Source organism: Pseudotamlana haliotis (assembly GCF_008806375.1).
In the GTDB taxonomy this organism is placed as follows: domain Bacteria; phylum Bacteroidota; class Bacteroidia; order Flavobacteriales; family Flavobacteriaceae; genus Pseudotamlana; species Pseudotamlana haliotis.
Genome location: NZ_WAAT01000032.1, coordinates 21559 through 44900 on the forward strand (window position 1 = coordinate 21559; position 23342 = coordinate 44900).

Sequence of the window (23342 nt, forward strand, 5' to 3'; positions counted from 1 at the left end):
CGTTTTGAAGCGGCAAATTTACTCTAAAAACAGTGTGTCTCGTAAAATTTCATGCTTGTTTGCATTCTTTTTCCAATAAGCAGATTTTATGGTTTTTAGCTTGCTAGCCTTAGTTGTAATTTCCTTAGTATTTTCTCCAAAACCACTTTGGAAGGTTTCTTCCCAACTTAGTATGTCATAAGGAAATTCTGGGTTGAATGTAATTTTTAGGTTTCGGTTTAATTCTGGGTACTTAATAATGTACTGGCCGGTTTTTAATTCCGCGAAAGCGTGATAGGCTTTGATATCAATATGTTTTAATCGTGTAAATTCAAAAGAAGGAATAATTTGTTGTTCACCGGTAGGTAAAGACTTTGGGTCGATACGCAACTGTGTCCATAATTCGTTTTCTAAAATGGTTTTGTTGAGGTTGAATTTTTCATCAGCTTCACCTTCAAAATAGGAATGCGAAGTGATTTCAAATTGCTCACGATTATTGAGTTGTGTATATACTTGTCCGCACCACTCCTGTACCGAATTTGATACTTTCAAGGCGTGTTGTTGGTTAGATACGGGGTAGAACACGCTTTGCATGATGGAATACGGATAAATTCCGGTATTAAAATTTTTGGTTGCATTCAGCTTTAAAACGGGAATATTTTCTGGGTTTTGACGATCGGCTTTGACTTGCTTTTGCGGAAGAAAATCTTCAGTCACATAAATTAAAACAGCGGTGCCTTCACGAAGTTCACCATAACGTGCTTGTTCGAGTTTGTATGATGAAATTTCAGCTTCACCCGCATACCAATAGGTTTTGAATGCTGAAGATAAATTTGATTTGGGATTTGAAGTTTCTGTTTTAGCTTCTGCAGTTTCTTCAGTTTTGGTAGTTTCTGAAGTGTTTTCCGTATGCGTTGATTGGTTACAAGAAAACAAAAAGGTACATAGCAGAAAGCTTGTCAAACAGTGTTGTTTTATAGTTGACATTTTGCTCATAATAACTTTTAACCCTAAAGTTAAGAAGTTATTTGCCTTCCGCAATGGCGTTTAAGGTTTTATAAACTTGATGAACGGGTAAACCCATCACATTGAAATAAGAACCTTCAATTTTTGTAACGCCTATTTGCCCGATCCAATCTTGAATACCATAAGCCCCAGCTTTATCGAAAGGTTTGTCGTTTTCAATGTAATATTTAATTTCAGCATCACTTAAAGCTTTAAAAGTCACTTTGGTGATGTTGTGTATGGTTTTTTCAAAGGTTGTGGTGGTAAAACACACTGAGGTAATCACTTCATGCGTGGTGTCACTAAGCGACTTCAGAGTTTCAAAAGCATCTTGGGCGTCTAATGGCTTGCCTAAAGCTTTGTTATTGTGCCAAACAATGGTATCGCTGGTTATTAATATATCATTTTCTTGAAGCTCATTTTTAAAAGGCAGGGCCTTAAGTTGTGCTAAGTAGTTACTAATTTCAAAATGTGTTAAGCGATTTGGATATTCTTCTTTAATGGGTTTTAGCCGAATTTCGAAATCTAAATCTAAATTTTTGAAAAATTCTTGTCTTCTAGGAGAACCTGAAGCTAAAATAATATGGTAGTCTTTTAAAAGGTCTTTAATCATGAACTCAGAATTACAAACTTGTATAAAAGTAAGGAAAGCATTCCGAAAAGCATAACGATTTTATAGACCGAACTTATATGGTGAAAATCTTGCTTTGTAGTTGCCGAAAAGGTTTTTATGATGATATAAATGAGTGGTGCTACAATAAGAATTAAGAAATAAATCACAGCCGTTTGTTGTTTGTATAATACAGATGTGATGTAATAAATGGTAGCGAATAAAGGGATGAAATTTAGTCCGATTAATATGTTTTTAGTACGATCGCGACCTAGGACAATAGGCAAGGTGTTCATACCTGCTTTGTAGTCACCGTCAATGTCCTCAATATCTTTAGCTATTTCCCGTAAAAGGTTAATTACAAAAGCGAAAACGGCATAATCCCAAAGGATTTTAAAAAAAGTGAGCTGCATGGAACGGTTTTCGGGTGTCATGACCGGAAGCAAATCGAAAACACCAACAATAAGAATGCTTGACGCAACTAGTAAAGAAATGACTAGATTCCCTATTAAAAGTGTTCGCTTTAAAGTATTGGCGTAAACATAGAGTAGTGCTGAAATTAAAACGAAAATGGTAAAAAACGGTGCTTTTCCAACGTGATGCGATAAATAAAAACCAACACCAACACCTATTAAATTTAGTACAATAAAAAGATTATAAGCGGCCTTTTCAGAAACGGTTTCACCTACAATAATTTTATCTGGTTTATTAACAAAATCGGTTTCAATATCCTGTATATCATTCATTACATTTCCTGCTGCTGCAATACAAACGGTAGCTAAAGCTAGTAAGGAAATACCAAAAAGATCTAAAGCCGTTTGTACGCCAAAAGGTTCTAAAAGCGCGTATTTAATTAAGAATTGCACAAGGGCAATCATTATTAAATTTTTCCAACGAATGAGGTTTAATATGGCGTTTAGTTGGTTGATGGTTAAAATGATATATTATAAGTTAAATATAAAAAGTTAGAAGTGAACTCTGAAGTTTCAATTTGTGTTTTCGGTTTCACGATTAAACAAATAAACATATTTAAGTTAAAAGTTAAAAATGAAATATTAGAAGTTAAATATAAAAAGTTAGAAGTGACCTTTGAAGTTTCAATTTGTGTTTTCGGTAACACGATTCAACAAATAAACATATTTAAGTTAAAAGTTAAAAGTTAAGAGTTATGAAGTTTCAATTAGTGTTTTCGGTTACACGATTAAACAAATAAACGAATAAACATATTTAGTTAAAAATCAGTCATAGTTAGCCGAAAAATGACCACTCCAATTGTTTTGTACCTTTAATACCTGTTCAATAACATCGCGTACGGCACCTTTGCCACCTTTTTTATGTGAAATGTATTTAGAAATATTTTTTATTTCAGGAACGGCGTCTTGTGGGCAACATGGTAAACCTATGAGTTGCATGACCGGATAATCAGGAATGTCATCGCCCATATACAAGACGTTTTCTGAAGTAATATTTTTTTTCTCAAAATAATCTTGAAGCTGCTCAATTTTGTTATGAGCGCCTAGATAAATATCAGTAATGCCTAAACCTTGTAAACGAATGCGAACCCCCTCGTTAGAACCTCCAGAAATAATACAAACATTAAAGCCTTTGTCTACAGCTGTTTTTAAGGCATAACCATCTTTAATATGCATGGTTCTAAGCATTTCTCCTGTGGTGGTTACAGTCACCGAACCGTCGGTTAAAACCCCATCAACATCAAAAATAAAAGTGGTAATGTGTTCGAGGTATTCTTTATAGCTTTTTTCTTCCATGGGTGTTTTGAATTGAATCGGTTAGGAGTTTGTAGATCTCTTGATGTTGCGGCTTTTCGAGCAACTTTAAATGTGCCTTTATTGTTTTTTTATCGTTTCGTTTGGCTGGGCCAGTTTGTGCCATGAATGGCGACATGTCTTGCACTTTTTTAGCGGTTTCTAAAATAAGCGGTTTGAGCATGTCAAACTCGGCACCTTCACCTTCTGTAATTTCATGTCCGATACGATACAACTGATTCGTGAAATTATTCACAAAAACCGCAGCCAGGTGGAGCACACGGCGTTGGTCGCTGTTTACACGTTTTGTTGGGCTACCAAGACTTTTTGCCACTTGTTTTAAAAGCGGATAACTTTTTTTGTCTATGGTTTCAATACAGATAGGCACATTGGCAAAATCAACTTTAGCATCTTTACTAAAGGTTTGTAAAGGATAAAGCACGGCACGTTTGTGTTTTTTGTCTAAATCATACACACTCACGCTTCCTGAGGTATGGGCAACTAGTTTATTTTCAAAAGGTAATTTTGAAGAAAGTTCACCAATCACATCGTCGCTAACGGCTAAAATATAAATATCGGCATCCTTTAAAGCGTTTAAATCATTGGTTATTTCAACCTGATTACTAAATGGTCTTAGAGCATCTAAATTTCGGTTATACCATTGTATTACAGAAACTTCAGAAGATGTTTTAAAGGCTTTGAATAGGTGCGTGGCTACATTGCCAGCACCAAGAATTATTACTGAAATCATGGGGCTAAATTAAGCATAATTCGTCTATTTAAAAACCTATTGCCTTATCTTTGTTAGATGGAGAAAAAAGATATTAAAACGAGAGAAGATGTGTTTTTACTCGTGTCTTCATTTTATGATGGCATTCGAGCCGATGAAGAATTAGGGCCTTTTTTTAATAATTTGATTCACGATTGGGATGCACATATTGAAAAACTAACCAGCTTTTGGGAGGCGAGTTTGTTCTTGAAAACCAAATATAAAGGTGATCCTTTAGCTGCACATATTAAGGTAGACCAAGATAATAATAACGTGATTAATGAGCGTCATTTCGGACTCTGGTTAAACCTGTGGTTTAAAACCATTGATGATCTTTTTGAAGGCGATTATGCCCAAAATGCTAAACATCGGGCTAGAAAAATGGGCACTTTTTTATATATGAAAATATTTGAGGCGCGCCAATAGAGCATTGATTTTTTATTATAAAAAAAATTAAATACCATGGCAGAATTTTGGGAAGAAAATTTTAAAGAAAAGCAAGCAATGTGGGGGCTTAATCCGTGTGATTCTGCTGTGTCTACGGCAAAATTGTTTAAAGAAAGTGGCGTACATTCTGTTTTAATTCCCGGGTTTGGCTACGGCCGAAATGCCCAAGTTTTCCTTAAAAATGGCTGTGAGGTTACAGGTATAGAAATTTCTGAAACCGCTATAAATTTAGCTGAAGAACATTTTGATAATGACCTTACGATACATTCTGGTTCAGTAGGAGAGATGCCTTTTGATGGTGAGTTTTATGATGGTATTTTTTGTTATGCGCTCATTCATTTGCTTGATGAAGCCGAACGTATTAAATTTATCAAAGATTGTTATAATCAACTCAAACCTGATGGGCTCATGGTTTTTATAGCGATTTCTACGGAAGACCCCAATTTTGCAAAAGGTGAAGTTTTAAGTGAAAACCGTTTTAAAACCAAACATGGCGTAAATTTGTTTTATTATGATGCTGAAGCTGTAGAAAGTGAATTTGGAGATTTCGGACTCATTGATGCCGAGGAAATATCTGAGCCCGAAAAAATAATTGAAGGAAAGCCGTATCAACAATTTTGGAAAATTATTTGTCAAAAGTATTAGAGTTTAGTGTTTTGGTTTCTTTATTTTCCTACTAAATCCAATAGCTCAGGAAGCACTTTGTGAGCCTGTAAAGTCTTTCTTCTTTTTTGAAGACTTTAACAATTGAACTAAACTTAAATCCTTAAATTTGCGCGACCTCAAAATAGGCTAACTATCATGCAAAAAAAACTTGCCAACATTTTATTTTCGACCAAACTAACAGCTGTTTTATTTATCGTTTTTGCTGCGGCTATGGCTGTAGGCACATTTTTAGATGCCGGACAAGAAACATCGCCTACGCCGTACACTCGTAATTTAATTTATAACGCATGGTGGTTTGAGGCTATTATGGTGTTTTTTATTGTCAATTTTATTGGAAATGTATTCCGTTTCAGACTTTATAAAAAGGAAAAATGGGCAACCTTTATTCTGCACTTATCCTTTATCTTCATCTTATTTGGGGCGTTTATTACCCGTTATGTGAGTTTTGAAGGCATGATGGCTATTCGTGAAGGGGCTACCGAAAATACTTTTCTTTCGCAAAAAACATACGTTACGGCCTTTATTGACGGTGATTATGAAATAGATGGGGTACCACAACGTCTTCCAATAGAACGTGAAGTTGATTTTTCTGGACGCATGGAAAATCATTTTGAAATTGAAACGAATTACAATCAGCAACCTGTAAAAATTGAATTAGAAAAATTTATTGTTGGTGCTGAAGAAGATATTATTCCTAGTGAAAATGGTGAAGAATACCTTAAAATTGTTGAAGCCGGAAGTAACGGTCCGCACAACCATTTTCTCAAAGTAGGCGAAGTACAAAGTGTTCATGGTATTTTATTAGCCTTGAATAAACCAACCGATGGTGCTATTAATATTACTCATAAAAATGGTGAATTAACCATACAATCACCTTTTGAAGGCGAGTACATGACCATGGCAACCATGGCACAAGGGAAATTGGTTAAAGACAGTTTACAGCCATTAATTTTACGTTCACGGTATGTGATTGGAAACATGCAAATGGTGTTTCCTAAGCCTGTGGTTAAAGGCGAATTTGATATTGTTGAAGGCTCAGCTTTACTAAAAAATAGTTCAACCGATGGTGCCAAATTACGCATAACTTCAAACGGAGAATCTAAAACCGTTGGTGTTTTAGGGAACAAAGGAAGCAGCGGTACATTTAAACAAATTAGTGTTGGTGGTTTAGATATTGCCTTAAAATATGGTTCTAAAGTATTGGAGTTGCCATTCGCCATCAAGTTAAACGATTTTGAAGCCGAGCGTTACCCAGGAACCGAACGTGGCTATTCAGCCTACTCCAGTGAGGTGACGGTTATTGATGAAAATCAAGAAGATTACGACTATAAAATTTACATGAATAACATTTTAGATCACGGAGGATACCGCTTTTTTCAATCGAGTTTTGATCCCGATGAAAAAGGAACCATTCTTTCTGTTAATCACGATTATTGGGGGACTTTAATCACTTACCTTGGTTATTTTATGCTCTATTTTGGTTTGTTAGCTATTATATTTACTAAGCATTCACGTTTTGGAGATTTAAGGCGCCAGTTGGAAAAAGTAAAATCGAAGAAATCGAAATTATTAAGCATTTTTATTTTGTGTTTTGGATTAACAGCTGTCGCTCAAGATCACGATCATGGGGCACATTCAGCAGATGATGGTCATAACCATTCGCAACCTACAAAAGCACAAATTGACTCTATACTTCAGAAAAATATAACGCCTAGAGAACACGCCGAGAAATTTGGAAATTTAGTGATTCAAGATCTTAGCGGACGAATGATGCCAGTGAATACTTATGCTTCAGAGATGCTTCGTAAGCTAAGTAAACACGATACTTATGAAGATTTTGATGCCAATCAAGTGTATCTGTCCATTCAGGAGAGTCCGATGCTTTGGTATAATGTGCCTATCATTTACCTAAAACCTAAAAAAGGCGATTCTATTAGAAGTTTAATCGGAGCTCCAAAAGAAAAGAATTATGTGGCTTTGGCAGATTTCTTTTCAGAAAGAGGCGAATACAGGTTAGCACCGTTTTTGGATGAGGCTTATAAAGCACAAGTACCAAACGGATTTCAAAAAGAATTTAAAGAAACTGATCAGCGTGTGAGTTTGTTGTACAATGCGATTGAAGGGATGTCTTTAAAAATATTCCCAATTCCAGAGGATGCTAATAATAAGTGGATTTCTCATTACGATTTTACACAGGATATTTCGGTGATTAAAGACTCACTTTATAGTAATTTTGTGAAAAATGGATTTAGAACCTACTTATTCACCTTAAACCAAGCTAAAAAATCTGGAGACTACCAAGAAGCTGAAAAGCTTTTAACAGCATTTAAAAAGACGCAACACCGTTATGGAGGTGAGGTGATGCTTAGTGATGATAAGATTAAAGCGGAGGTGCTTTATAATAAGTATGACATCTTCAAAAAGTTATTCAGTTGGTATTTATACGCCGGAACCTTCATGTTTATCTTACTTATTTTTCAAATATTTAACGATAAACGTAAATGGGTAAATACTGGGGTAAATGTCTTTAAGTACATCATTTTTGCACTGTTCATATTACATACAGCAGGCTTAATTGCACGATGGTATATTTCTGGTCATGCGCCTTGGAGTGATGCCTATGAGTCTATGATTTACGTAGCTTGGGCCACTATGTTGTTTGGTTTAATTTTTGGTAGAAAAAGTGATTTAACGCTGGCGTCTACGGCCTTTGTGACGGCCATGATTTTAATGATTGCACACTGGAACTGGATGGACCCTGCTATTGCCAATTTACAACCTGTTCTAAACAGTTACTGGTTAATGATTCACGTGGCAGTTATTGTGGCGAGTTATGGGCCGTTTACCTTAGGAATGATTTTAGGTATCGTGGCTTTATTCCTTATGATTTTTACCAACAAGTCCAATAAAACAAAGATGGACTTAAACATAAAAGAACTTACCGTAATTAATGAAATGGCTTTGACTGTTGGTCTAGTAATGCTAACTATTGGAAACTTCCTTGGTGGTATGTGGGCTAATGAAAGTTGGGGACGCTATTGGGGTTGGGATCCTAAAGAAACGTGGGCGCTTATTAGTATCATGATTTATGCTTTTGTTATACACATGAGATTGGTACCTGGTTTACGCGGACGATGGATTTACAATTTACTTTCTATTGTGGCCTTTGCAAGTATTATTATGACCTACTTTGGGGTGAATTTCTACCTTGCAGGACTTCATAGTTATGCTAGTGGCGATCAAATTGTAAGTGTGAAGTTTATTGCAATCGCTTGTGTTTTAGTCGCTATTTTAGGGTTTTTCTCTTACCGTGGCTATGCCAAACACTATAAAAAGTAATTTTTGTTATAATTTAGTGTAAAGTTTGTAGTTTTTTCCGACTTACTTGATGATTCTAACTTATACTAAATTTTATGAAAACCTATTTTTTACTTTTTTTTAGTCTTGTAGCTTTAATGTCATGTTCATCTGATAATGATGATAGTCCTTCTATGGATACCTCTGGTGATGACGTTATGGAAATTGTTGCTTATAGTGGAAATTTTGTTTCCGTGGTACATCCTACCGAAGGTACTGCAGAAATTAACAAAGAAGAAGCGACTTTAACTTTGTCTAACTTTAAATCGGATGAAGGTCCGTCTTTGGAATTATATTTGTCTACCGATGCATCTGCTACCAAATATGTTAGTTTAGGTGCTTTACAGGGTTTAGATGGAAACTATACATATGATTTGTCGGCAAATATAGATTTAGACTTTTCGGAGTATAACCATGTTATCGTATGGTGTGTACCGTTTGGTGTGAATTTTGGGAATGCCGTTTTGGAAATGAATTAAATTATATCTGCTACTGGCTATGAGTAGAGGCGTGGTTTAGTACTTAATTTTATAAGTACCCATCAAACTGAAAATGGAAAGGATTTTTCCAAATAGGAAGGAATAAGCAATTACTTATAGCCATTTTAGGAAACAGTTTTTATGGTTTCCTTATAGTTTTTCATTCAAGTCTTGTCTTCCTACAATCGCCATGATTTCAATAATATCTTCATTTACTTTAAAATAAATACTATCAGCTCCACAGGCACAGCGTCTATAATCTTTTTTTATATATTCTACAGATTCAAAGGAATAAGGTCTTTGGGCGATAGTGTCAAAATATTCAAAAAATGATTCAAAATACTTATCCGCTTGAGTCATTCCAAATTTTTCAACTCCGTAATGATGAATTCGTATTAAATCGTTTTTAGCTTCGTTACTTAACCTGTATTTAGCCATTCAGCAAGGACTTTGATTGAGCTAAAATTTCATTTTTATCATCATTTGTAAATCCACTTTCTTCTGCTTTATCCAGTTTGGCTCTAACCCAATCAATTTGGATTTGCTGTTTTCTGGCTTGTCTTATTAAATCATTTACTAATTCGCTTTTACTTGAATATTCATTTTTATTCACTTGCGCTTTTAGCCATTCGTCGTTTGGTTCTGTAAATGAGATACTTTGTCTAGGCATGATTTTATGTTTGATGTAAATATACACCAAATACGAATCGATTACAAGTCGTTGATAACTAATATATAGTTATAACCTAAAGCAAATAAAATAGCAAGACCGAAACTTAATAGGGTACCAATTAAAACGTATTCGGTTAATTTTCGGTCTTTTGCTTTTGATAAATCTCCAAAACGAAACACCGATTTGGCAGCAATTAAAAAGCCAACACCTTCCCAATGGTTGGTAATTATAAACATAAATACAAACAAACGCTCTAGAATACCTATATATGCTCCAGCGTTTTTTAGAGATGATTCATTGTCAAAATCGCGTAAATCCCACTTTGAAATGATGGTTTTCATAACGACTGAAGCTACCTGTGTTAAGCAAACCAAACTAGTTATAAATAGTAGTGTTTCTGCTTCAAATAGAAAATTTAAATCGAAGTCATAAGGTTCATAAATACAAACCACAAGGGCGATAATTATAAAATGCGCTAATTGATCTAAACCAAATAAAAGGCGGCTGTTTATGTACTTGTTGAGATAAAGTTTTAGAAGATCAATGCTGTAATGAGAAGCTACGATGATCAAAATACCTAACCAATAATTGAAGTTAAATTGTAAAACGATAATAAGCGCTAAAAAATGTACTAAAATATGCCAATATAGGAATTTTGATTTGTGTTTGTGTTTTTCTTTATGTTTCACCCATTGGTTTGGTTGAAAGAGAAAATCGCCAATGAGGTGCGCTAAAATCAATTTGAGGGCTAGAATTAGCATAAGGTTTGTATTTGGATTTTATAGTAGTTAAGTAACTTAGAAAGCTCATCTTGGCCAGCACGTTTTAGTCCTTGACTGATGTTTCCTTGGGTTTTCCCTAATGTTTCGGCTAGTTCGTTTTGTGTGAAACCTGGGTGATCTAATGTGGTTTTTATTAATAATGCTGAAGTGCTAGACCAGTGGTTTATGGTAAGCTGAGCTAATTCAAGCATGATGTTTATTGTAGTGTCAAATTCAGGAAAAGGTGATTTTATGGCTAAAGTTGTTTTCTTTAAATCTTCAAAACATTCACCAGAATTTACAAAGGCTTCACCGTTAGATTCGGTTATTTTTTCAGAGGTAAAAGATTTTTTACCAATGCCAATAGCGAGTCGCACATCAATATTTTTAAATTGTTTGATGGTTGCTTTTATAAGCAAGCAAGCTTTTAGGGCATCTTCTGGTGTCACTTCAAACTGAAAGCTGTCGCCTCTGTAAATCTCCCAAGTTGAAGGACTTGTACCAAATTGATTGAGCACGGCTTTAAGTGGTTCTAACCATTGTTTTGGTGAACTTTCTTTAGAGTTGATAATGTCGCCTGTAATAATGCTTGTCATGTATTTATGATAACTAATTGGTTACCAAATGTATTCTTTTTTATTTACAACGGCAAATTATTAGTTAATTAGCTAATAAAGTAGATTATTAGTTTTTAGGCTAATAATTGTAAATATAATCCTTTAAGCTGATATTAAAGTAGCTTTGAATGCCTTTATAGCTTGTAAATAGAAGTGAATATCTTTACCTTTAAATTTAAAATGGTATTAATTAGAAAAATAAGCGCGTATGAAGTTACTTAAAGAATTTAAAGAGTTTGCTGTAAAAGGCAATATGATAGATATGGCTATTGGTATTATTATTGGTACTTCCTTTAATAAAGTCATAGATGTATTAGTAAAACAAGTATTTTTGCCACCATTATCGGTATTAACCTCGGGTGTAAATTTTGAGAATAAAAAATTCATTCTTGAAGAAGCTGTTTTAGACGCATCGGGAGCAGTCACAAAGGAAGAAGTTGCTATTGGGTATGGTGCTTTTTGTGAAGTTGTAATTGATTTTTTGATTGTTGGGTTTACGGTGTTTCTTGTGGTTAAAGTTGTGAATAGACTAAAAAGAAAAGCAGATAACGCCAAAGATAAAACCGTAGTGACGCCTAAAGATATTGAGTTGTTAACAAAAATGACAACACTTATGGAGGAACAAAATAGCCTTTTAAAAACTAAAAAATAGTACTTTTTTTAAGAATACATTCTACATGAATTATGGCAAAAACAGGAAGAGAAAAAAACACTAAAAATAAAGCCAAGCATTCTAAACTTATGGCTAGAAAAATAAACAAAAAGAAAGCCGAAGAAGCCAATAGAAAAGCACGATTAAAAGCTATTATTGAAAAGGCAAATGCTGAAAAAGAAAATGGTCAAGCTTAAAAGTGTTCGACCATTTTTTTATAGCTAATGTCTTTAAAATCTGAAACCACCAAATCAGCCTGACTGTAATCTTGGTTTTTAGAATGAAAGCTATCATAACCTACACAAAAAAGATTGGCGCCTTTAGCTGCTTTTATCCCATTGGTAGAATCTTCAATAACAAAACATTCTTCGTTTTTAAAGCCCGTAGCTTCGGCAGATTTAATGAAAATTTCAGGATGTGGTTTTGATTCTTTTAAATCACCACCACTAAATTTAGCCGAGAAATACTGGTGTAAATCAAAGCGATCAAAAATCTGATTAATACTTGTCATGGCTGCAGATGAACCCAAAACTAGGGTTAAACCATTACTGTGGTAATCTTTTATTAAATCTAAAACACCATCAATAAGTCCTAAAGTAGAGTTGTGCTCAAAAAAGTGCTTAAAATGTTTACGTTTCAGCTGGACTAAAGTTTCCGGAGCTTCTTCCAAGTTAAAATGATCGCAAAGTTTTTTGCAAATATTTATAGTTGATTGCCCCGTAAAAGACTGATAAAGTTCAGGAGACACATCAATACCAACCTCATCAAACATATCGTGATAGGCTTGATTGTGCATAGGTTCACTATCAATAATAACCCCGTCCATATCAAAAATAACAGCTTTTAACATCTTAATTTTTTTTCAAATATACTAAGATTAAATAGCTTATTTAAACGCTCTTTTGAAAAATAACGGACACACTTCCGCGGAAGCAAAACACTAATATTTATAGATAATCATGTAAATAAAATGGACAAAACCGAAATTAAGCCGTTTTAGAACAAAAATTATTTTGACCTTTGTAACTTACAGGAATTATACGAGTTAATTCTATCATTCAAATTGAAGCGCTATCAAAACAAATTTAAATTTTCACTCTAAGAACAAACATAAATCAGGTTACGATTTGGAGGTATTACGAACGGTATTTCCTGAATTGGAGGCTTATGTTTTCGAAAATAAATACGGAACACAAACGATAGATTTTGCAAACCCGAAAGCGGTAAAGGCTTTAAATACGGCTTTGTTAATTCAGTATTACGGTATTAAGTACTGGGAGTTCCCTGATACGAATTTATGTCCGCCAATTCCTGGTCGAGTAGATTATATTCACCATATCGAGAGTTTGCTCAATAAATCTGGTGTTAAAGCACCTATTAAGGTCCTAGATATAGGTACAGGAGCCAGTTGTATTTACCCTATTTTAGGTCAAGCCGAATACGGTTGGCATTTTGTAGGGACCGATATTGATAAAAAATCTTTAGCCTGTGCTCAAAAAATCGTTGATAAAAATGATTTAAGTGCAGTTATAAAATTAAGGCAACAAGCAGCAGCTTCTTTAATTTTTAAGGGTGTGATTCAAGAAGACGACCAGTTTACGGTTTCGATGTGTAATCCGCCATTTTTTAATTCGGAAGAAGAAGCCTGGGAAGCTACAGAACGAAAGTTAAAAGGGCTAAAAAAAGCAGGGGATAAGCCGGTTAGAAATTTCTCTGGGACTCAAAACGAATTGTGTTATAAAGGAGGAGAAAAGGCTTTCCTTCATAATTACCTTTATGAAAGTTCGCTGTATAAAGATCAATGCCAATGGTTTACAACGTTGGTTTCTAAAAAAGATTTAGTGAAAGGCATGCAAGTTTCTTTGAAAAAATTAGGTGCTACAGCTGTTAAAATCATTCCAATGGGGCAGGGGAACAAAGTTTCTAGATTTTTAGCGTGGACTTTTGCATAGTTTTTAGCCAAATTTTATTTGAAAGGAATTCTTTTATTTTTAGACAAACTCCTTTAAACAGACCATTAAAATTAAAGTTTATTAATTTGTGATTATAAATACAAATACATGAAAGTAGATATTCTAGCTATTGGTGCGCATCCAGATGATGTTGAATTAGGTTGCGGCGCAACTATTGCGAAAGAAGTTGCTAATGGTAAAAAAGTGGGTATAGTAGATTTAACAAGAGGCGAATTAGGTACTCGAGGAACTGCTGAAACTAGACAAGTTGAGGCCACAGATGCTGCAGATATTTTAGGGGTGGCCTTTAGGGGAAATTTAGGTTTTGCCGATGCTTTTTTTGTGAACGATAAAGAACATCAGCTAGAAATTATAAAAATGATAAGAAAATACCAGCCCGAAATGGTGCTGTGTAATGCTATTGATGACCGGCATATAGATCATGGAAAAGCGAGTAAATTGGTAAGTGATGCTTGTTTTTTAAGCGGATTAACAAAAATAGAAACCACATACGATGGTTTTTTACAAACCCAATGGCGCCCAAAACATGTGTACCATTATATTCAGTGGAAAAATATAGAACCTGATTTGGTTGTAGATGTTTCTGGGTTTATCGATAAAAAAATGGAAGCGGTATTAGCTTATAAAACCCAATTTTTTAATCCGAGTATAAAGGGCCCTGAAACACCTATTTCAAGTGCTAATTTTACAGATAGTGTCAATTATAGAGCAAGAGACCTGGGTAGGTTGATTGGTGTAGAACATGGTGAAGGTTTTACAGTAGAACGTTATGCTGCTGTTGATAGTTTGTTCGATTTAAAGTAGTTAGCTTTTTGATATAAATTTTTTAAAAATTTATGTAAAATTTTTAAAAAAGTCTTTGCTGATAACGCTTAAAACGTTTACATTTGCACACGCATTACAAAATGCAGTTACACGGTGGTTGTAGCTCAGTTGGTTAGAGCATCGGTTTGTGGTACCGAGGGTCGTGGGTTCGAATCCCATCTTCCACCCAAAAGTAAAAGCCTTTCAAGAAATTGAAAGGCTTTTTTTGTGCTTATAAATCATTGTTTTTTATACTTTTTTAAAATTATCTACCACCAAAAGCCGTATGATACTATTTTAAATTATAACTTTGTTTATTAAAAAATAGATTTCGTTGAACAATATTAAGACAGATTTTACAATTAAAGATCTTGAGAACCTCTCAGGTATAAAAGCACATACCATTCGAATTTGGGAAAAAAGGTATAATCTATTAACGCCTAATCGAAGCGATACAAATATTAGGTACTACTCATCAGAAAGTCTGCAAAAGTTATTAAATGTCGCGCTTTTGTATAATAATAACCATAAGATTTCTAAAATAGCAGAAATGTCTAATGACACTATTAAAATGAAATCTAGAGAGCTTGCAGTGAAATCGGCCGCTGCAGATGAAGCCATTAATGCTTTAAAGCTCGCCATGTTTAATTTTGATAAAGTACTGTTTAATAACACGTATAATAAATTGCTTCACAGAAAAACCTTTCGTGAAATCTTCAAAGACGTGTTTGTACCTTTTTTAGATCATCTTGGCCTGTTGTGGCAAACAGGGACAGTGCTTCCTGCTCATGAGCATTTTATATCAAACTTAATTTCTCAAAAAATTCAAATAAGTATAGATCAATTAGAGTCTACTGTAACCAATTCAGGAGCGATATATGTGCTGTTTTTGCCAGAAAATGAAATCCATGAATTGGGTTTGATGTTTTTAAATTACGAATTAACGCTTAGAGGGTATCGTACCATTTATCTCGGACAAAGTTTGCCATTAAATAACTTAAATTACTTTTTTGATAGCGAAAATGATATTTGTTTTGTAACCTCATTAACTGTAAAACCGTATGATGATAAAGTTGTTCCTTACCTTCAGGAAATAGAAGCCGCTTTAAAGGGCACAAAACATAAGTTTATTGCCATAGGAAAAAAAACAGCCTTTGCTAATGATTTAAATTTAAGTTCTAATATGGCTATTTATCCATCACTTCTTGATTTTTTGAAAATATTATAATACCATATATAATTATTTTGTTTAACTTTATTTTGTTTTTATTAAACAAAAAGTCTAAATTTGACTAAAATTCTTCGCAAATTTTTTTTTGCTTGAATTTAAATTGTTTAGCTTTCAAGTAATTTTGTTAAACAAAAGTCTAGTTAACCGAAAATGGACTAAAAAAAATAGAGTAGGTTTTAATCGAAAAAATGTAATATCATGTTATTAAAAAAAAGATTACCTGTTTGGGCGCTATGTTTATTATTTTGTTTAAGTGTTTTTACTTCATGTAGTAGTGACGATGATTCAAATTCAGCCCCTGATCCTAAAACTATTGTGGATTTAGCTGTGGAAACTCCAGATTTAAGCATTTTAGTTGCAGCTTTAGAGCGTGCTGATTTAGTGGATGCTTTAAATGCAGATGGACCTTTCACTGTTTTCGCACCAAATAACGCTGCTTTTCAGGCCTTATTAGATTCTAATCCAGACTGGAATGCTCTAGAAGATATCCCAGTGGCAACTTTACAATCTGTATTATTATTTCATGTGTTGAATGCTGAAGTTATGGCTTCAGATCTATCGGACACCTATGTAAATACGATGGCTACTGGACCGAATGATGAGGCTTTGTCTTTACAAGTAGAAACAATTGGAGCTGTAGAGTTTAATGGGGATGCTAAGCCAATTACTACGGATATTGTAGCATCTAACGGCGTTATTCATATCATTGATAAAGTGATGTTTCCACCAAATATTGTATCTTTAGCTTTAAATAATGCTGGATTTTCAACTTTAGTAGCTGCATTAACAGATAGTAGACATACTACAGATTTTGTTTCTGTGCTTTCGGGAGATGGTCCTTTTACTGTTTTTGCACCAACAAATGATGCTTTTCAAGCCTTATTAGATTCGAACGATTCATGGAATGGATTAGGCGATATCCCTATTGAAACTTTAGATGCTGTTTTAAAATATCATGTGGTGAATAATGCAAATGTTCAATCCGATCAATTGTCTAATGGTGACATTACCATGTTAAGTGGAGGAATGATCACTATAGATTTATCAAGTGGTGCTCAAATTAAAACCTCAAGTAGTCAAACGGTCGACATACTTGTTGGTGATGCAACTAGCGATGTGCAGGGTACAAATGGTGTTATTCATGCTATAAACGCTGTGCTTTTACCATAGTAATTTCTATTATGTAAATCAATTAATAAGAACATTTAAATAAAAGTTGAAAAAGACATTGAAAAAAAACATTTACATTATTGGTTCGGGGTTTTCTGCCTTATCAGCCTCATGTTATTTAGCAAAAGCTGGATATCAAGTGATTGTTTTAGAGAAAAATAAAACAATAGGAGGTCGGGCAAGGCAGTTGTTAAAAGACGGATTCACTTTTGATATCGGACCAACCTGGTATTGGATGCCAGATGTTTTTGAGAAATTCTTTGCAGATTTTGGGAGAAAGCCTTCAGATTTTTATGAGTTAGAAAAATTAACTCCTGCCTATCAAGTCTATTTTGATAAAGCCGATTCTATTACCATTCCGGGAAACCTAGAAGGTATATATAAGGTTTTTGAAGAAGAAGAAAAAGGCAGCTCAAAACATTTGAAGGCTTTTCTTAAGTCTGCCGCTTATAATTACGACGTATCTATTAATGATTTGGTTTATAAACCAGGTGCCTCACCTTTAGAGTTGGTAACACCAGTAACTATTGGTAAAATCACCCAGTTTTTCTCAACGATAAGAACTCAGGTAAGAAAACATATAAAGAGTAAAAAGCTCATTCAAATTCTGGAATTTCCAGTATTGTTTCTAGGGGCTAAACCTAGTAACACGCCTGCATTTTACAATTTTATGAATTATGCCGATTTCGGATTAGGCACTTGGCATCCCAAAGGCGGTATGTATAAAGTTATTGAAGCGATGGTCGATTTAGCCACATCTTTAGGTGTCGAATTTAGAACGGATGCCAATGTTCAAGAAATTAAGCTAAATACAGATGGTGAAGTGAATGGTCTAGTTGTAAATGATGAAGTGATTGAAACGAACATCGTTTTAAGCGGAGCGGATTATCACCATACTGAAACCTTATTACCCGAATCGTTTAGGCAATATTCAGAAAAATATTGGGATAGTAAAGTCTTTGCGCCATCTTCATTGTTATTTTATGTAGGGTTTAATAAAAAATTGGAACATGTTAGTCATCATACTTTATTCTTTGATACCGATTTTGATGCGCATGCTAAAACGATTTATGACACACCAAGTTGGCCAGAGAAACCTTTGTTCTATGCCAGTTTTCCATCTATAACAGATGCTAGTTTTGCGCCAAATAGTCAGGAGTCTGCTACTTTTTTAATACCCTTGGCTCCTGGTATAAAGGATACACCAAAAATTCGTGAACATTATTTCAAACTCATTGTCGATCGGTTAGAGTTATTAACCAATCAAAAGGTTGAAGAACATATTCTTTTTAAAGAAAGTTTCTGTGTAAACGATTTTGTAAAAGACTACAATTCATATAAAGGAAACGCCTATGGTTTGGCAAATATTCTAACACAAACGGCTTTTTTAAGGCCGAAAATTAAGAGTAAAAAAGTGAAGGGTCTATTTTTCACAGGCCAATTAACGGTTCCCGGCCCTGGGGTTCCACCATCACTTATTTCAGGAAAAATCGCTTCAGATTCAATTTTAAAAACTTACAAGAATGAAACAATTATTTGATGATGTTTCTTACTCGTGTAGTAAGTTGGTCACCCAAAAATATAGTACTTCGTTTACTTTGGCAACTAGAATGTTGGCACCTAAAATACGTCCCGATATTTATAATATTTATGGTTTTGTTCGCTTTGCAGATGAAATTGTAGATTCTTTTCATGATTACAATAAAGAGCAATTATTTTTAGAATTTGAAAACGAATACTACGAATCAAAGTCTAGAGGTATTAGTCTTAACCCAATTATAAATGCATTCATTCATACGGTTTACAAATATGACATTTCCGAAGACTTGGTTAAGGCTTTTTTGAAGAGTATGAAAGCCGATTTATATAAAACTACCTATCATTCTGATGATGAGTATAAAGCTTATATTTATGGATCTGCAGATGTGGTTGGGCTTATGTGTTTAAAAGTTTTTGTAAATGGTGATCAAGAAAAATACGATGCATTAAAAGATGCCGCCATGCGCTTAGGGTCTGCCTTTCAGAAAGTGAATTTTTTACGTGATTTAAAGGATGATTTTGAAGTTTTAAACCGATCTTATTTTCCAAATATAAATTTTTCATCTCTAGATGATAATTCTAAGGCTTCCATTATTAAAGAAATTGAAGAAGATTTTGACTATGCTTTCCAAAATGGTGTTTTAAAACTTCCGGTTGAAGCCAAATTTGGAGTTTATATGGCATATCGATATTACCTGAGGCTATTAAAAAAATTAAAAAGTGTATCTTTTTCTGAAATTATGGAAACAAGAATTAGAGTTTCTAATACCATGAAAATAAATTTATTAGCAAGAAGTTACGTGAAGTATAAATTAAATATTATTTAATGACACTGTTAATTTTACATATAGTCATGATGCTTGTATCAAACTCGAATACTCCAGATTTTATTCAAGAATATCATAAGGCTTTAACCAAAGAGAAAGAGCAAGAATTCATTGCTAAGTATGAAAAAAGTAATGAAATTGATATTAAAGCTTATGTGGTTTCGTTTAAAATGAAGCAAGCAAAATACGAGCGCATGCCTTGGAATAAAATGAAAGTTTTTACTACTTATAAAAATCAATTAGAAGAACTAATTTCTAAACATCCAGGAAATATGAATTTAAGATATGTTAGGTTGGTTATTCAAGAAAATGTACCAAGTATTTTAAATTATAGTTCGGATATAGAAAACGATAAGGCCTATTTAAGCAAAATGATGAAACGTAAAGATGACACCGATTATCTAGATCCTTATATCAAAAAAAATACATCACTATGAACGCAGTGGTTTTTATAGGAATTACAATGCTAACCTTTGTTGTTATGGAAGGGGTAACCTGGTGTACCCATAAATATGTTATGCATGGTTTTGGTTGGTTTTTGCATGAAGACCATCATCAACCGGGATATCCGCATGTTTTCGAGAAAAATGATGCGTTTTTTGTCGTTTTTGCTATTCCTAGTATTTTATTGTTTTACTTTGGAATTAGACGTGAATTAAATTACCTTTTCTTTATAGGATTAGGTGTTTTATGTTACGGTGTAGCTTACTTTTTAATTCATGATGTATTGATTCATAGACGATTTAAATGGTTTAAAAACACTAAAAGTCGCTACTTAAAAGGGTTGAGAAAAGCTCATAAAATACATCATAAGCATTTAGATAAGCCTGACGGCGAATGTTTTGGTATGCTATTAGTGCCTTTTAAATATTTTAAAAAATCACAGTGAATACATATTTATACTTATTTCTAAATTTAGGAAGCTTAAGCATCCCATTGCTATACAGTATTTTTGAAAAGAAATTTCATTTTATACAGTATTTTAAAGCAGCATGTTTTAGCATACTAACGGTTGCTGTTCCTTTTTTAATTTGGGATGCCTTGTTTACCAAAATGGGAGTTTGGGGATTTAACCCAGATTATCACTTGTCGGTTATGGCTTTAAATGTGCCAATAGAGGAATGGCTATTTTTCTTTTGTATTCCCTATGCTTGTTTATTTACTTATGAAGTGATACGGTATTATTTGCCAAATTTTAAGTTGTCTAAAGCAGGTGCAGTACTGGTTTGTGTGCTGTTATTAATTTTAACAAGCACCTTACTGGTATTCAATTTTGGAAAATGGTATACCTCTGTTAATTTCATTTTTTTCATTATTTTAATTTTATACGGACTCAAAAATCATCTAGAAACCTTACAATCTTATTTACCTGTTTTTGCAATAATCTTGATCCCGTTTTTTTTAGTAAATGGCGTGCTAACAGGAAGTTTTATTGAGTCGCCAATTGTTTGGTATGACGATACTGAAAACCTTGGGTTTCGTTTATTCACTATTCCTTTTGAGGATGTTTTTTATGCCTTTAACTTGTTGTTTTTAGTTCAATTAGTCTTTAATTTTTTTAAAATAAAATACCATGCTAAATAACAAATACATTCGTTTTCTAATTTTTATAGCTGCTAATTTTCTAGCATTGGGTCTTGGGGTTATTTTCATGGAAAATGGGCCACAGTCAGAATGGTATACTTCGCTTAATCAAGCGCCGTGGACGCCTCCCAACTGGGCTTTTGGTGCAGCATGGTTTACGATCATGTTTCTCTTTTCTTTTTACATGACCAAGTTGAGCTTTCAATTTCAACTATTCAGTAAATACCTAATAACGATATACAGTGTACAATGGATTTTCAACGTGAGTTGGAATTATATTTTCTTCAATAAGCATGAGGTTTTCATCGGGTTGATTGTAATTACTTTACTTTGGTTGCTGGTGGGTTATTTTACATTTAAATTCTTAAAAGAACTTAAATGGTATACGCTATTAATAGTTCCTTATTTAATTTGGATGAGCATCGCAACCAGTTTAAATACCTATATATTATTTAATAATTAGAATACCTAAATGAAGATTCTCGTTACAGGAACTACTGGTTATATAGCAAAGCGTTTAATCCCGATTTTGTTAGAAAATAACCATGCTTTAGTTTGTTGTGTTCGAGATATAAATAGAGTTCCTTTAGAATTTAAAAATCATCCTTTAGTAGAATTTTTAGAAGTTGATTTTTTAAAGCCATCAAAAGTAAAATTTCCAGACGATTTAGATGCTACGTATTATCTAATTCATTCTATGTCCACCAGCAGTTCTAATTTTGAAGATTTAGAAAATACATGTGCTGAAAACTTTAAAAGTTTACTTGAAAGCACCCAGTGTAGGCAAGTGCTTTATTTAAGCGGTATTGTAAATGCAGATACTTTATCTAAGCACCTAAAGTCGCGACTTCAGGTTGAAAAAACACTGCGTTCAGATAGCTATAGTTTAACCACCTTCAGAGCAGGAATTATTGTTGGTAGCGGAAGTGCCTCCTTCGAAATTATTAGAGACCTTGTTGAAAAATTACCCGTGATGGTCACGCCTAAGTGGTTAGATACAAAAACGCAGCCCATAGCTATTCGAGATGTTTTAAGTTTTTTGGAAAAAGCTTTAGGACGGGAAGAAACCTTTAATAAATCATTTGATATTTGTGGTCCTGAAATTTTAACCTATAAAGAGATGTTGCTTCAATTTGCCGAAGTTAGAGGCTTTAAACGTTACATCTTTACTTTACCAGTTTTAACGCCGAAACTATCTTCATATTGGTTGTACTTCGTGACGTCTACTTCGTTTAAGCTAGCGCAAGCACTGGTAGATAGTATGAAAGTTGAAGTTATAGCAAAGCCTAGTGAAATTAATAAAATTATAGGCGTAGAACCCATAGATTATAAAACTTCTGTAGCATTAGCATTTCAAATTATCGAACAAAACACGGTCGTTTCTAGTTGGAAAGATGCTATAAGTAGTGGAGTTATTCACAACCAACTAAGTGAACACATTCAAATACCGGAATTTGGTTGTTTTAAAGATATTCGTTCTAGAAAGATAGAAAATGAAGCTCAGACCATGCTTAAAATATGGTCTATTGGTGGTAAAAATGGTTGGTATAAACTAAATGGCTTATGGAAGTTAAGAGGGTTTATAGATCAAATATTTGGAGGCGTAGGTTTGCGTAGAGGTAGGAGAGATGATACCGACTTAAGAGCGGGAGATGCCCTAGATTTCTGGAGAGTATTATTAGCAGATAAAGAAAAGAAAAGAGTATTGCTTTTCGCTGAAATGAAATTACCTGGAGAAGCTTGGTTGGAGTTTGAAATTATAGAAGGAAACTTGTACCAACGCGCTGTTTTTAGACCTAAAGGGCTCTTAGGAAGATTGTATTGGTACGCCGTACTCCCTTTTCATGCTTTTGTATTTAATGGCATGATTGACGAATTAGTAGCTACTTAAAAATATAGTAATGTCCAAAAATAACGATATAGAGATCTTCGATTTTAATTTAAATGTAAACCCAAACAAATGGTATCAAATTAGTGATACGGTTATGGGTGGCGTTTCTAGTTCAAACATGCTCATTGATGAACATGGTAATGGTGTTTTCACTGGAAATGTGTCACTTGAAAATAATGGCGGGTTTACCATGACACGCCTGCCAGTAAAAATTAAAAAAGAAAAGCATCATAAAAAAATAGAGCTACACCTGGTTGGTGATGCTAAGAGGTATCAGTTTAGAATAAAATCTACAAGTACTCAATTTTACTGGTACATACATCCCTTTGAAGCGGAAAAAGGGAAACATAAAGTTGAGCTTCTTCTAAAAGACTTTTACCCATCATATCGTGGTAATATATTAAAACTGGATAATTTTTCAGAAGATTCTATCATGGAAGTTGCCTTTTTCATAGGAAACAAAAAAAATGAAATTTTCAATTTAGTTATAGATAAAATAATCTTAACATAATTAAAGAGAACCTTTTAAACTTAATTGAAGT

The 23342-nt window shown here is 33.8% G+C and carries 28 protein-coding genes and 1 tRNA gene; 19 read left to right on the plus strand and 10 right to left on the minus strand.

Annotation, left to right across the window (positions count from 1 at the left end):
- Positions 1-18 precede the first annotated feature (18 nt).
- The 5 genes from F6U93_RS05815 to F6U93_RS05835 all read right to left on the minus strand — a co-directional run bounded on the left by F6U93_RS05815 (position 19) and on the right by F6U93_RS05835 (position 4111).
- The gene (locus tag F6U93_RS05815; protein ID WP_394349745.1) at positions 19-966 is read right to left on the minus strand and encodes a septum formation inhibitor Maf; all 948 of its coding nucleotides are present in this window, start codon (positions 964-966) and stop codon (positions 19-21) included.
- A 37-nt stretch (positions 967-1003) separates the two neighbouring features.
- Positions 1004-1597 carry a Maf-like protein gene (locus tag F6U93_RS05820; protein WP_150937773.1) on the minus strand — a complete coding sequence of 198 codons (594 nt, stop codon included), beginning with the start codon at positions 1595-1597 and terminating at the stop codon, positions 1004-1006.
- Positions 1594-2535 carry a geranylgeranylglycerol-phosphate geranylgeranyltransferase gene (locus F6U93_RS05825; protein ID WP_317132834.1) on the minus strand — a complete coding sequence of 314 codons (942 nt, stop codon included), beginning with the start codon at positions 2533-2535 and terminating at the stop codon, positions 1594-1596. The genes F6U93_RS05820 and F6U93_RS05825 overlap by 4 nt, the downstream gene beginning before the upstream one ends.
- A gap of 297 nt (positions 2536-2832) precedes the next feature.
- Positions 2833-3363 carry a KdsC family phosphatase gene (locus F6U93_RS05830; RefSeq protein WP_150937777.1) on the minus strand — a complete coding sequence of 177 codons (531 nt, stop codon included), beginning with the start codon at positions 3361-3363 and terminating at the stop codon, positions 2833-2835.
- Positions 3344-4111: a Rossmann-like and DUF2520 domain-containing protein gene (locus F6U93_RS05835; protein WP_150937779.1), complete on the minus strand. Its 768-nt coding sequence runs from the start codon at positions 4109-4111 to the stop codon at positions 3344-3346. Before F6U93_RS05835 ends, F6U93_RS05830 begins: the two co-directional genes overlap by 20 nt.
- Before the next feature lie 57 nt (positions 4112-4168).
- Here F6U93_RS05835 and F6U93_RS05840 point away from each other — a divergent pair, with 57 nt between their 5' ends.
- From F6U93_RS05840 to F6U93_RS05855, 4 genes are all read left to right on the plus strand, one after another.
- The gene (locus tag F6U93_RS05840; protein WP_150937781.1) at positions 4169-4555 is read left to right on the plus strand and encodes a group III truncated hemoglobin; all 387 of its coding nucleotides are present in this window, start codon (positions 4169-4171) and stop codon (positions 4553-4555) included.
- 36 nt (positions 4556-4591) lie between these two features.
- Entirely contained in the window at positions 4592-5221 is a 630-nt protein-coding gene (locus tag F6U93_RS05845; RefSeq protein ID WP_150937783.1) for a class I SAM-dependent methyltransferase, read from the plus strand.
- A 156-nt stretch (positions 5222-5377) separates the two neighbouring features.
- Positions 5378-8581, plus strand: a complete 3204-nt coding sequence (ccsA, locus tag F6U93_RS05850) for a cytochrome c biogenesis protein CcsA (protein ID WP_150937785.1) — start codon at positions 5378-5380, stop codon at positions 8579-8581.
- Between the two features lie 74 nt (positions 8582-8655).
- Entirely contained in the window at positions 8656-9078 is a 423-nt protein-coding gene (locus F6U93_RS05855; protein ID WP_150937787.1) for a DM13 domain-containing protein, read from the plus strand.
- A 150-nt stretch (positions 9079-9228) separates the two neighbouring features.
- Here F6U93_RS05855 and F6U93_RS05860 read toward each other — a convergent pair whose 3' ends face one another.
- Genes F6U93_RS05860 through F6U93_RS05875 form a run of 4 tightly spaced genes read right to left on the minus strand, consistent with a single transcriptional unit; the run spans position 9229 to position 11108 of the window.
- Entirely contained in the window at positions 9229-9516 is a 288-nt protein-coding gene (locus F6U93_RS05860; protein WP_150937789.1) for a type II toxin-antitoxin system RelE/ParE family toxin, read from the minus strand.
- On the minus strand, positions 9509-9748 hold the full coding sequence (locus F6U93_RS05865) for a ribbon-helix-helix domain-containing protein (RefSeq protein WP_150937791.1): 240 nt from the start codon (positions 9746-9748) through the stop codon (positions 9509-9511). The genes F6U93_RS05860 and F6U93_RS05865 overlap by 8 nt, the downstream gene beginning before the upstream one ends.
- A gap of 41 nt (positions 9749-9789) precedes the next feature.
- Positions 9790-10512, minus strand: coding sequence for a DUF3307 domain-containing protein (locus F6U93_RS05870; protein ID WP_150937792.1), 723 nt, complete (start codon positions 10510-10512; stop codon positions 9790-9792).
- Positions 10506-11108, minus strand: a complete 603-nt coding sequence (locus F6U93_RS05875) for a SatD family protein (RefSeq protein WP_150937794.1) — start codon at positions 11106-11108, stop codon at positions 10506-10508. The genes F6U93_RS05870 and F6U93_RS05875 overlap by 7 nt, the downstream gene beginning before the upstream one ends.
- A gap of 229 nt (positions 11109-11337) precedes the next feature.
- Here F6U93_RS05875 and mscL point away from each other — a divergent pair, with 229 nt between their 5' ends.
- Both mscL and F6U93_RS14615 read left to right on the plus strand, forming a co-directional pair.
- A complete protein-coding gene (mscL, locus tag F6U93_RS05880; RefSeq protein WP_150937795.1) occupies positions 11338-11781 on the plus strand; it encodes a large conductance mechanosensitive channel protein MscL in 444 nt (147 codons plus the stop codon).
- 32 nt (positions 11782-11813) lie between these two features.
- Positions 11814-11978: a hypothetical protein gene (locus F6U93_RS14615; RefSeq protein ID WP_191963458.1), complete on the plus strand. Its 165-nt coding sequence runs from the start codon at positions 11814-11816 to the stop codon at positions 11976-11978.
- Here the strand turns inward: F6U93_RS14615 and F6U93_RS05885 are convergent.
- A complete protein-coding gene (locus F6U93_RS05885; RefSeq protein ID WP_150937798.1) occupies positions 11975-12631 on the minus strand; it encodes an HAD family hydrolase in 657 nt (218 codons plus the stop codon). The two genes, F6U93_RS14615 and F6U93_RS05885, sit on opposite strands and share 4 nt — an antisense overlap.
- Positions 12632-12854: 223 nt before the next feature.
- Between F6U93_RS05885 and rlmF the strand changes: the two genes are divergently transcribed.
- The 13 genes from rlmF to F6U93_RS05950 all read left to right on the plus strand — a co-directional run bounded on the left by rlmF (position 12855) and on the right by F6U93_RS05950 (position 23311).
- Complete coding sequence (gene rlmF / locus F6U93_RS05890; RefSeq protein ID WP_150937800.1) at positions 12855-13733, plus strand: 23S rRNA (adenine(1618)-N(6))-methyltransferase RlmF; 879 nt, start codon at positions 12855-12857, stop codon at positions 13731-13733.
- Between the two features lie 108 nt (positions 13734-13841).
- On the plus strand, positions 13842-14558 hold the full coding sequence (gene bshB1 / locus F6U93_RS05895; RefSeq protein ID WP_150937802.1) for a bacillithiol biosynthesis deacetylase BshB1: 717 nt from the start codon (positions 13842-13844) through the stop codon (positions 14556-14558).
- A 113-nt stretch (positions 14559-14671) separates the two neighbouring features.
- Positions 14672-14747, plus strand: a tRNA-His gene (locus F6U93_RS05900).
- A 145-nt stretch (positions 14748-14892) separates the two neighbouring features.
- A complete protein-coding gene (locus F6U93_RS05905) occupies positions 14893-15786 on the plus strand; it encodes a MerR family transcriptional regulator (RefSeq protein ID WP_150937804.1) in 894 nt (297 codons plus the stop codon).
- A gap of 201 nt (positions 15787-15987) precedes the next feature.
- The gene (locus tag F6U93_RS05910) at positions 15988-16959 is read left to right on the plus strand and encodes a fasciclin domain-containing protein (RefSeq protein WP_150937805.1); all 972 of its coding nucleotides are present in this window, start codon (positions 15988-15990) and stop codon (positions 16957-16959) included.
- A gap of 58 nt (positions 16960-17017) precedes the next feature.
- Positions 17018-18499, plus strand: a complete 1482-nt coding sequence (locus F6U93_RS05915) for a phytoene desaturase family protein (protein WP_150937807.1) — start codon at positions 17018-17020, stop codon at positions 18497-18499.
- Positions 18483-19325, plus strand: coding sequence for a phytoene/squalene synthase family protein (locus F6U93_RS05920; RefSeq protein ID WP_150937809.1), 843 nt, complete (start codon positions 18483-18485; stop codon positions 19323-19325). The genes F6U93_RS05915 and F6U93_RS05920 overlap by 17 nt, the downstream gene beginning before the upstream one ends.
- Positions 19325-19762: a hypothetical protein gene (locus tag F6U93_RS05925; protein WP_150937811.1), complete on the plus strand. Its 438-nt coding sequence runs from the start codon at positions 19325-19327 to the stop codon at positions 19760-19762. The genes F6U93_RS05920 and F6U93_RS05925 overlap by 1 nt, the downstream gene beginning before the upstream one ends.
- Positions 19759-20214, plus strand: a complete 456-nt coding sequence (locus F6U93_RS05930; RefSeq protein WP_150937813.1) for a sterol desaturase family protein — start codon at positions 19759-19761, stop codon at positions 20212-20214. The genes F6U93_RS05925 and F6U93_RS05930 overlap by 4 nt, the downstream gene beginning before the upstream one ends.
- Positions 20211-20909 (plus strand): lycopene cyclase domain-containing protein, encoded by a 699-nt coding sequence (locus tag F6U93_RS05935; protein ID WP_150937815.1) that lies wholly within the window; start codon positions 20211-20213, stop codon positions 20907-20909. The genes F6U93_RS05930 and F6U93_RS05935 overlap by 4 nt, the downstream gene beginning before the upstream one ends.
- Entirely contained in the window at positions 20899-21372 is a 474-nt protein-coding gene (locus F6U93_RS05940) for a TspO/MBR family protein (protein ID WP_150937817.1), read from the plus strand. Before F6U93_RS05935 ends, F6U93_RS05940 begins: the two co-directional genes overlap by 11 nt.
- A gap of 9 nt (positions 21373-21381) precedes the next feature.
- Positions 21382-22800, plus strand: a complete 1419-nt coding sequence (locus F6U93_RS05945) for an SDR family oxidoreductase (RefSeq protein WP_150937819.1) — start codon at positions 21382-21384, stop codon at positions 22798-22800.
- A 10-nt stretch (positions 22801-22810) separates the two neighbouring features.
- Positions 22811-23311 carry a CIA30 family protein gene (locus F6U93_RS05950; RefSeq protein ID WP_150937821.1) on the plus strand — a complete coding sequence of 167 codons (501 nt, stop codon included), beginning with the start codon at positions 22811-22813 and terminating at the stop codon, positions 23309-23311.
- Positions 23312-23342: the final 31 nt, after the last annotated feature.

Bases quoted from the DNA above. Each gene is read 5' to 3' on its own strand.
- F6U93_RS05840 (WP_150937781.1), top strand. From the start codon at position 4,169: ATGGAGAAAAAAGATATTAAAACGAGAGAAGATGTGTTTTTACTCGTG.
- F6U93_RS05820 (WP_150937773.1), bottom strand. From the start codon at position 1,597: ATGATTAAAGACCTTTTAAAAGACTACCATATTATTTTAGCTTCAGGT.
- F6U93_RS05875 (WP_150937794.1), bottom strand. From the start codon at position 11,108: ATGACAAGCATTATTACAGGCGACATTATCAACTCTAAAGAAAGTTCA.
- F6U93_RS05945 (WP_150937819.1), top strand. From the start codon at position 21,382: ATGAAGATTCTCGTTACAGGAACTACTGGTTATATAGCAAAGCGTTTA.
- F6U93_RS05835 (WP_150937779.1), bottom strand. From the start codon at position 4,111: ATGATTTCAGTAATAATTCTTGGTGCTGGCAATGTAGCCACGCACCTA.
- F6U93_RS05870 (WP_150937792.1), bottom strand. From the start codon at position 10,512: ATGCTAATTCTAGCCCTCAAATTGATTTTAGCGCACCTCATTGGCGAT.
- F6U93_RS05885 (WP_150937798.1), bottom strand. From the start codon at position 12,631: ATGTTAAAAGCTGTTATTTTTGATATGGACGGGGTTATTATTGATAGT.
- ccsA (WP_150937785.1), top strand. From the start codon at position 5,378: ATGCAAAAAAAACTTGCCAACATTTTATTTTCGACCAAACTAACAGCT.
- F6U93_RS14615 (WP_191963458.1), top strand. From the start codon at position 11,814: ATGGCAAAAACAGGAAGAGAAAAAAACACTAAAAATAAAGCCAAGCAT.
- F6U93_RS05925 (WP_150937811.1), top strand. From the start codon at position 19,325: ATGACACTGTTAATTTTACATATAGTCATGATGCTTGTATCAAACTCG.
- F6U93_RS05950 (WP_150937821.1), top strand. From the start codon at position 22,811: ATGTCCAAAAATAACGATATAGAGATCTTCGATTTTAATTTAAATGTA.
- F6U93_RS05940 (WP_150937817.1), top strand. From the start codon at position 20,899: ATGCTAAATAACAAATACATTCGTTTTCTAATTTTTATAGCTGCTAAT.
- F6U93_RS05815 (WP_394349745.1), bottom strand. From the start codon at position 966: ATGTCAACTATAAAACAACACTGTTTGACAAGCTTTCTGCTATGTACC.
- bshB1 (WP_150937802.1), top strand. From the start codon at position 13,842: ATGAAAGTAGATATTCTAGCTATTGGTGCGCATCCAGATGATGTTGAA.
- F6U93_RS05865 (WP_150937791.1), bottom strand. From the start codon at position 9,748: ATGCCTAGACAAAGTATCTCATTTACAGAACCAAACGACGAATGGCTA.
- F6U93_RS05910 (WP_150937805.1), top strand. From the start codon at position 15,988: ATGTTATTAAAAAAAAGATTACCTGTTTGGGCGCTATGTTTATTATTT.
- F6U93_RS05920 (WP_150937809.1), top strand. From the start codon at position 18,483: ATGAAACAATTATTTGATGATGTTTCTTACTCGTGTAGTAAGTTGGTC.
- F6U93_RS05930 (WP_150937813.1), top strand. From the start codon at position 19,759: ATGAACGCAGTGGTTTTTATAGGAATTACAATGCTAACCTTTGTTGTT.
- F6U93_RS05845 (WP_150937783.1), top strand. From the start codon at position 4,592: ATGGCAGAATTTTGGGAAGAAAATTTTAAAGAAAAGCAAGCAATGTGG.
- F6U93_RS05860 (WP_150937789.1), bottom strand. From the start codon at position 9,516: ATGGCTAAATACAGGTTAAGTAACGAAGCTAAAAACGATTTAATACGA.
- F6U93_RS05855 (WP_150937787.1), top strand. From the start codon at position 8,656: ATGAAAACCTATTTTTTACTTTTTTTTAGTCTTGTAGCTTTAATGTCA.
- F6U93_RS05830 (WP_150937777.1), bottom strand. From the start codon at position 3,363: ATGGAAGAAAAAAGCTATAAAGAATACCTCGAACACATTACCACTTTT.
- mscL (WP_150937795.1), top strand. From the start codon at position 11,338: ATGAAGTTACTTAAAGAATTTAAAGAGTTTGCTGTAAAAGGCAATATG.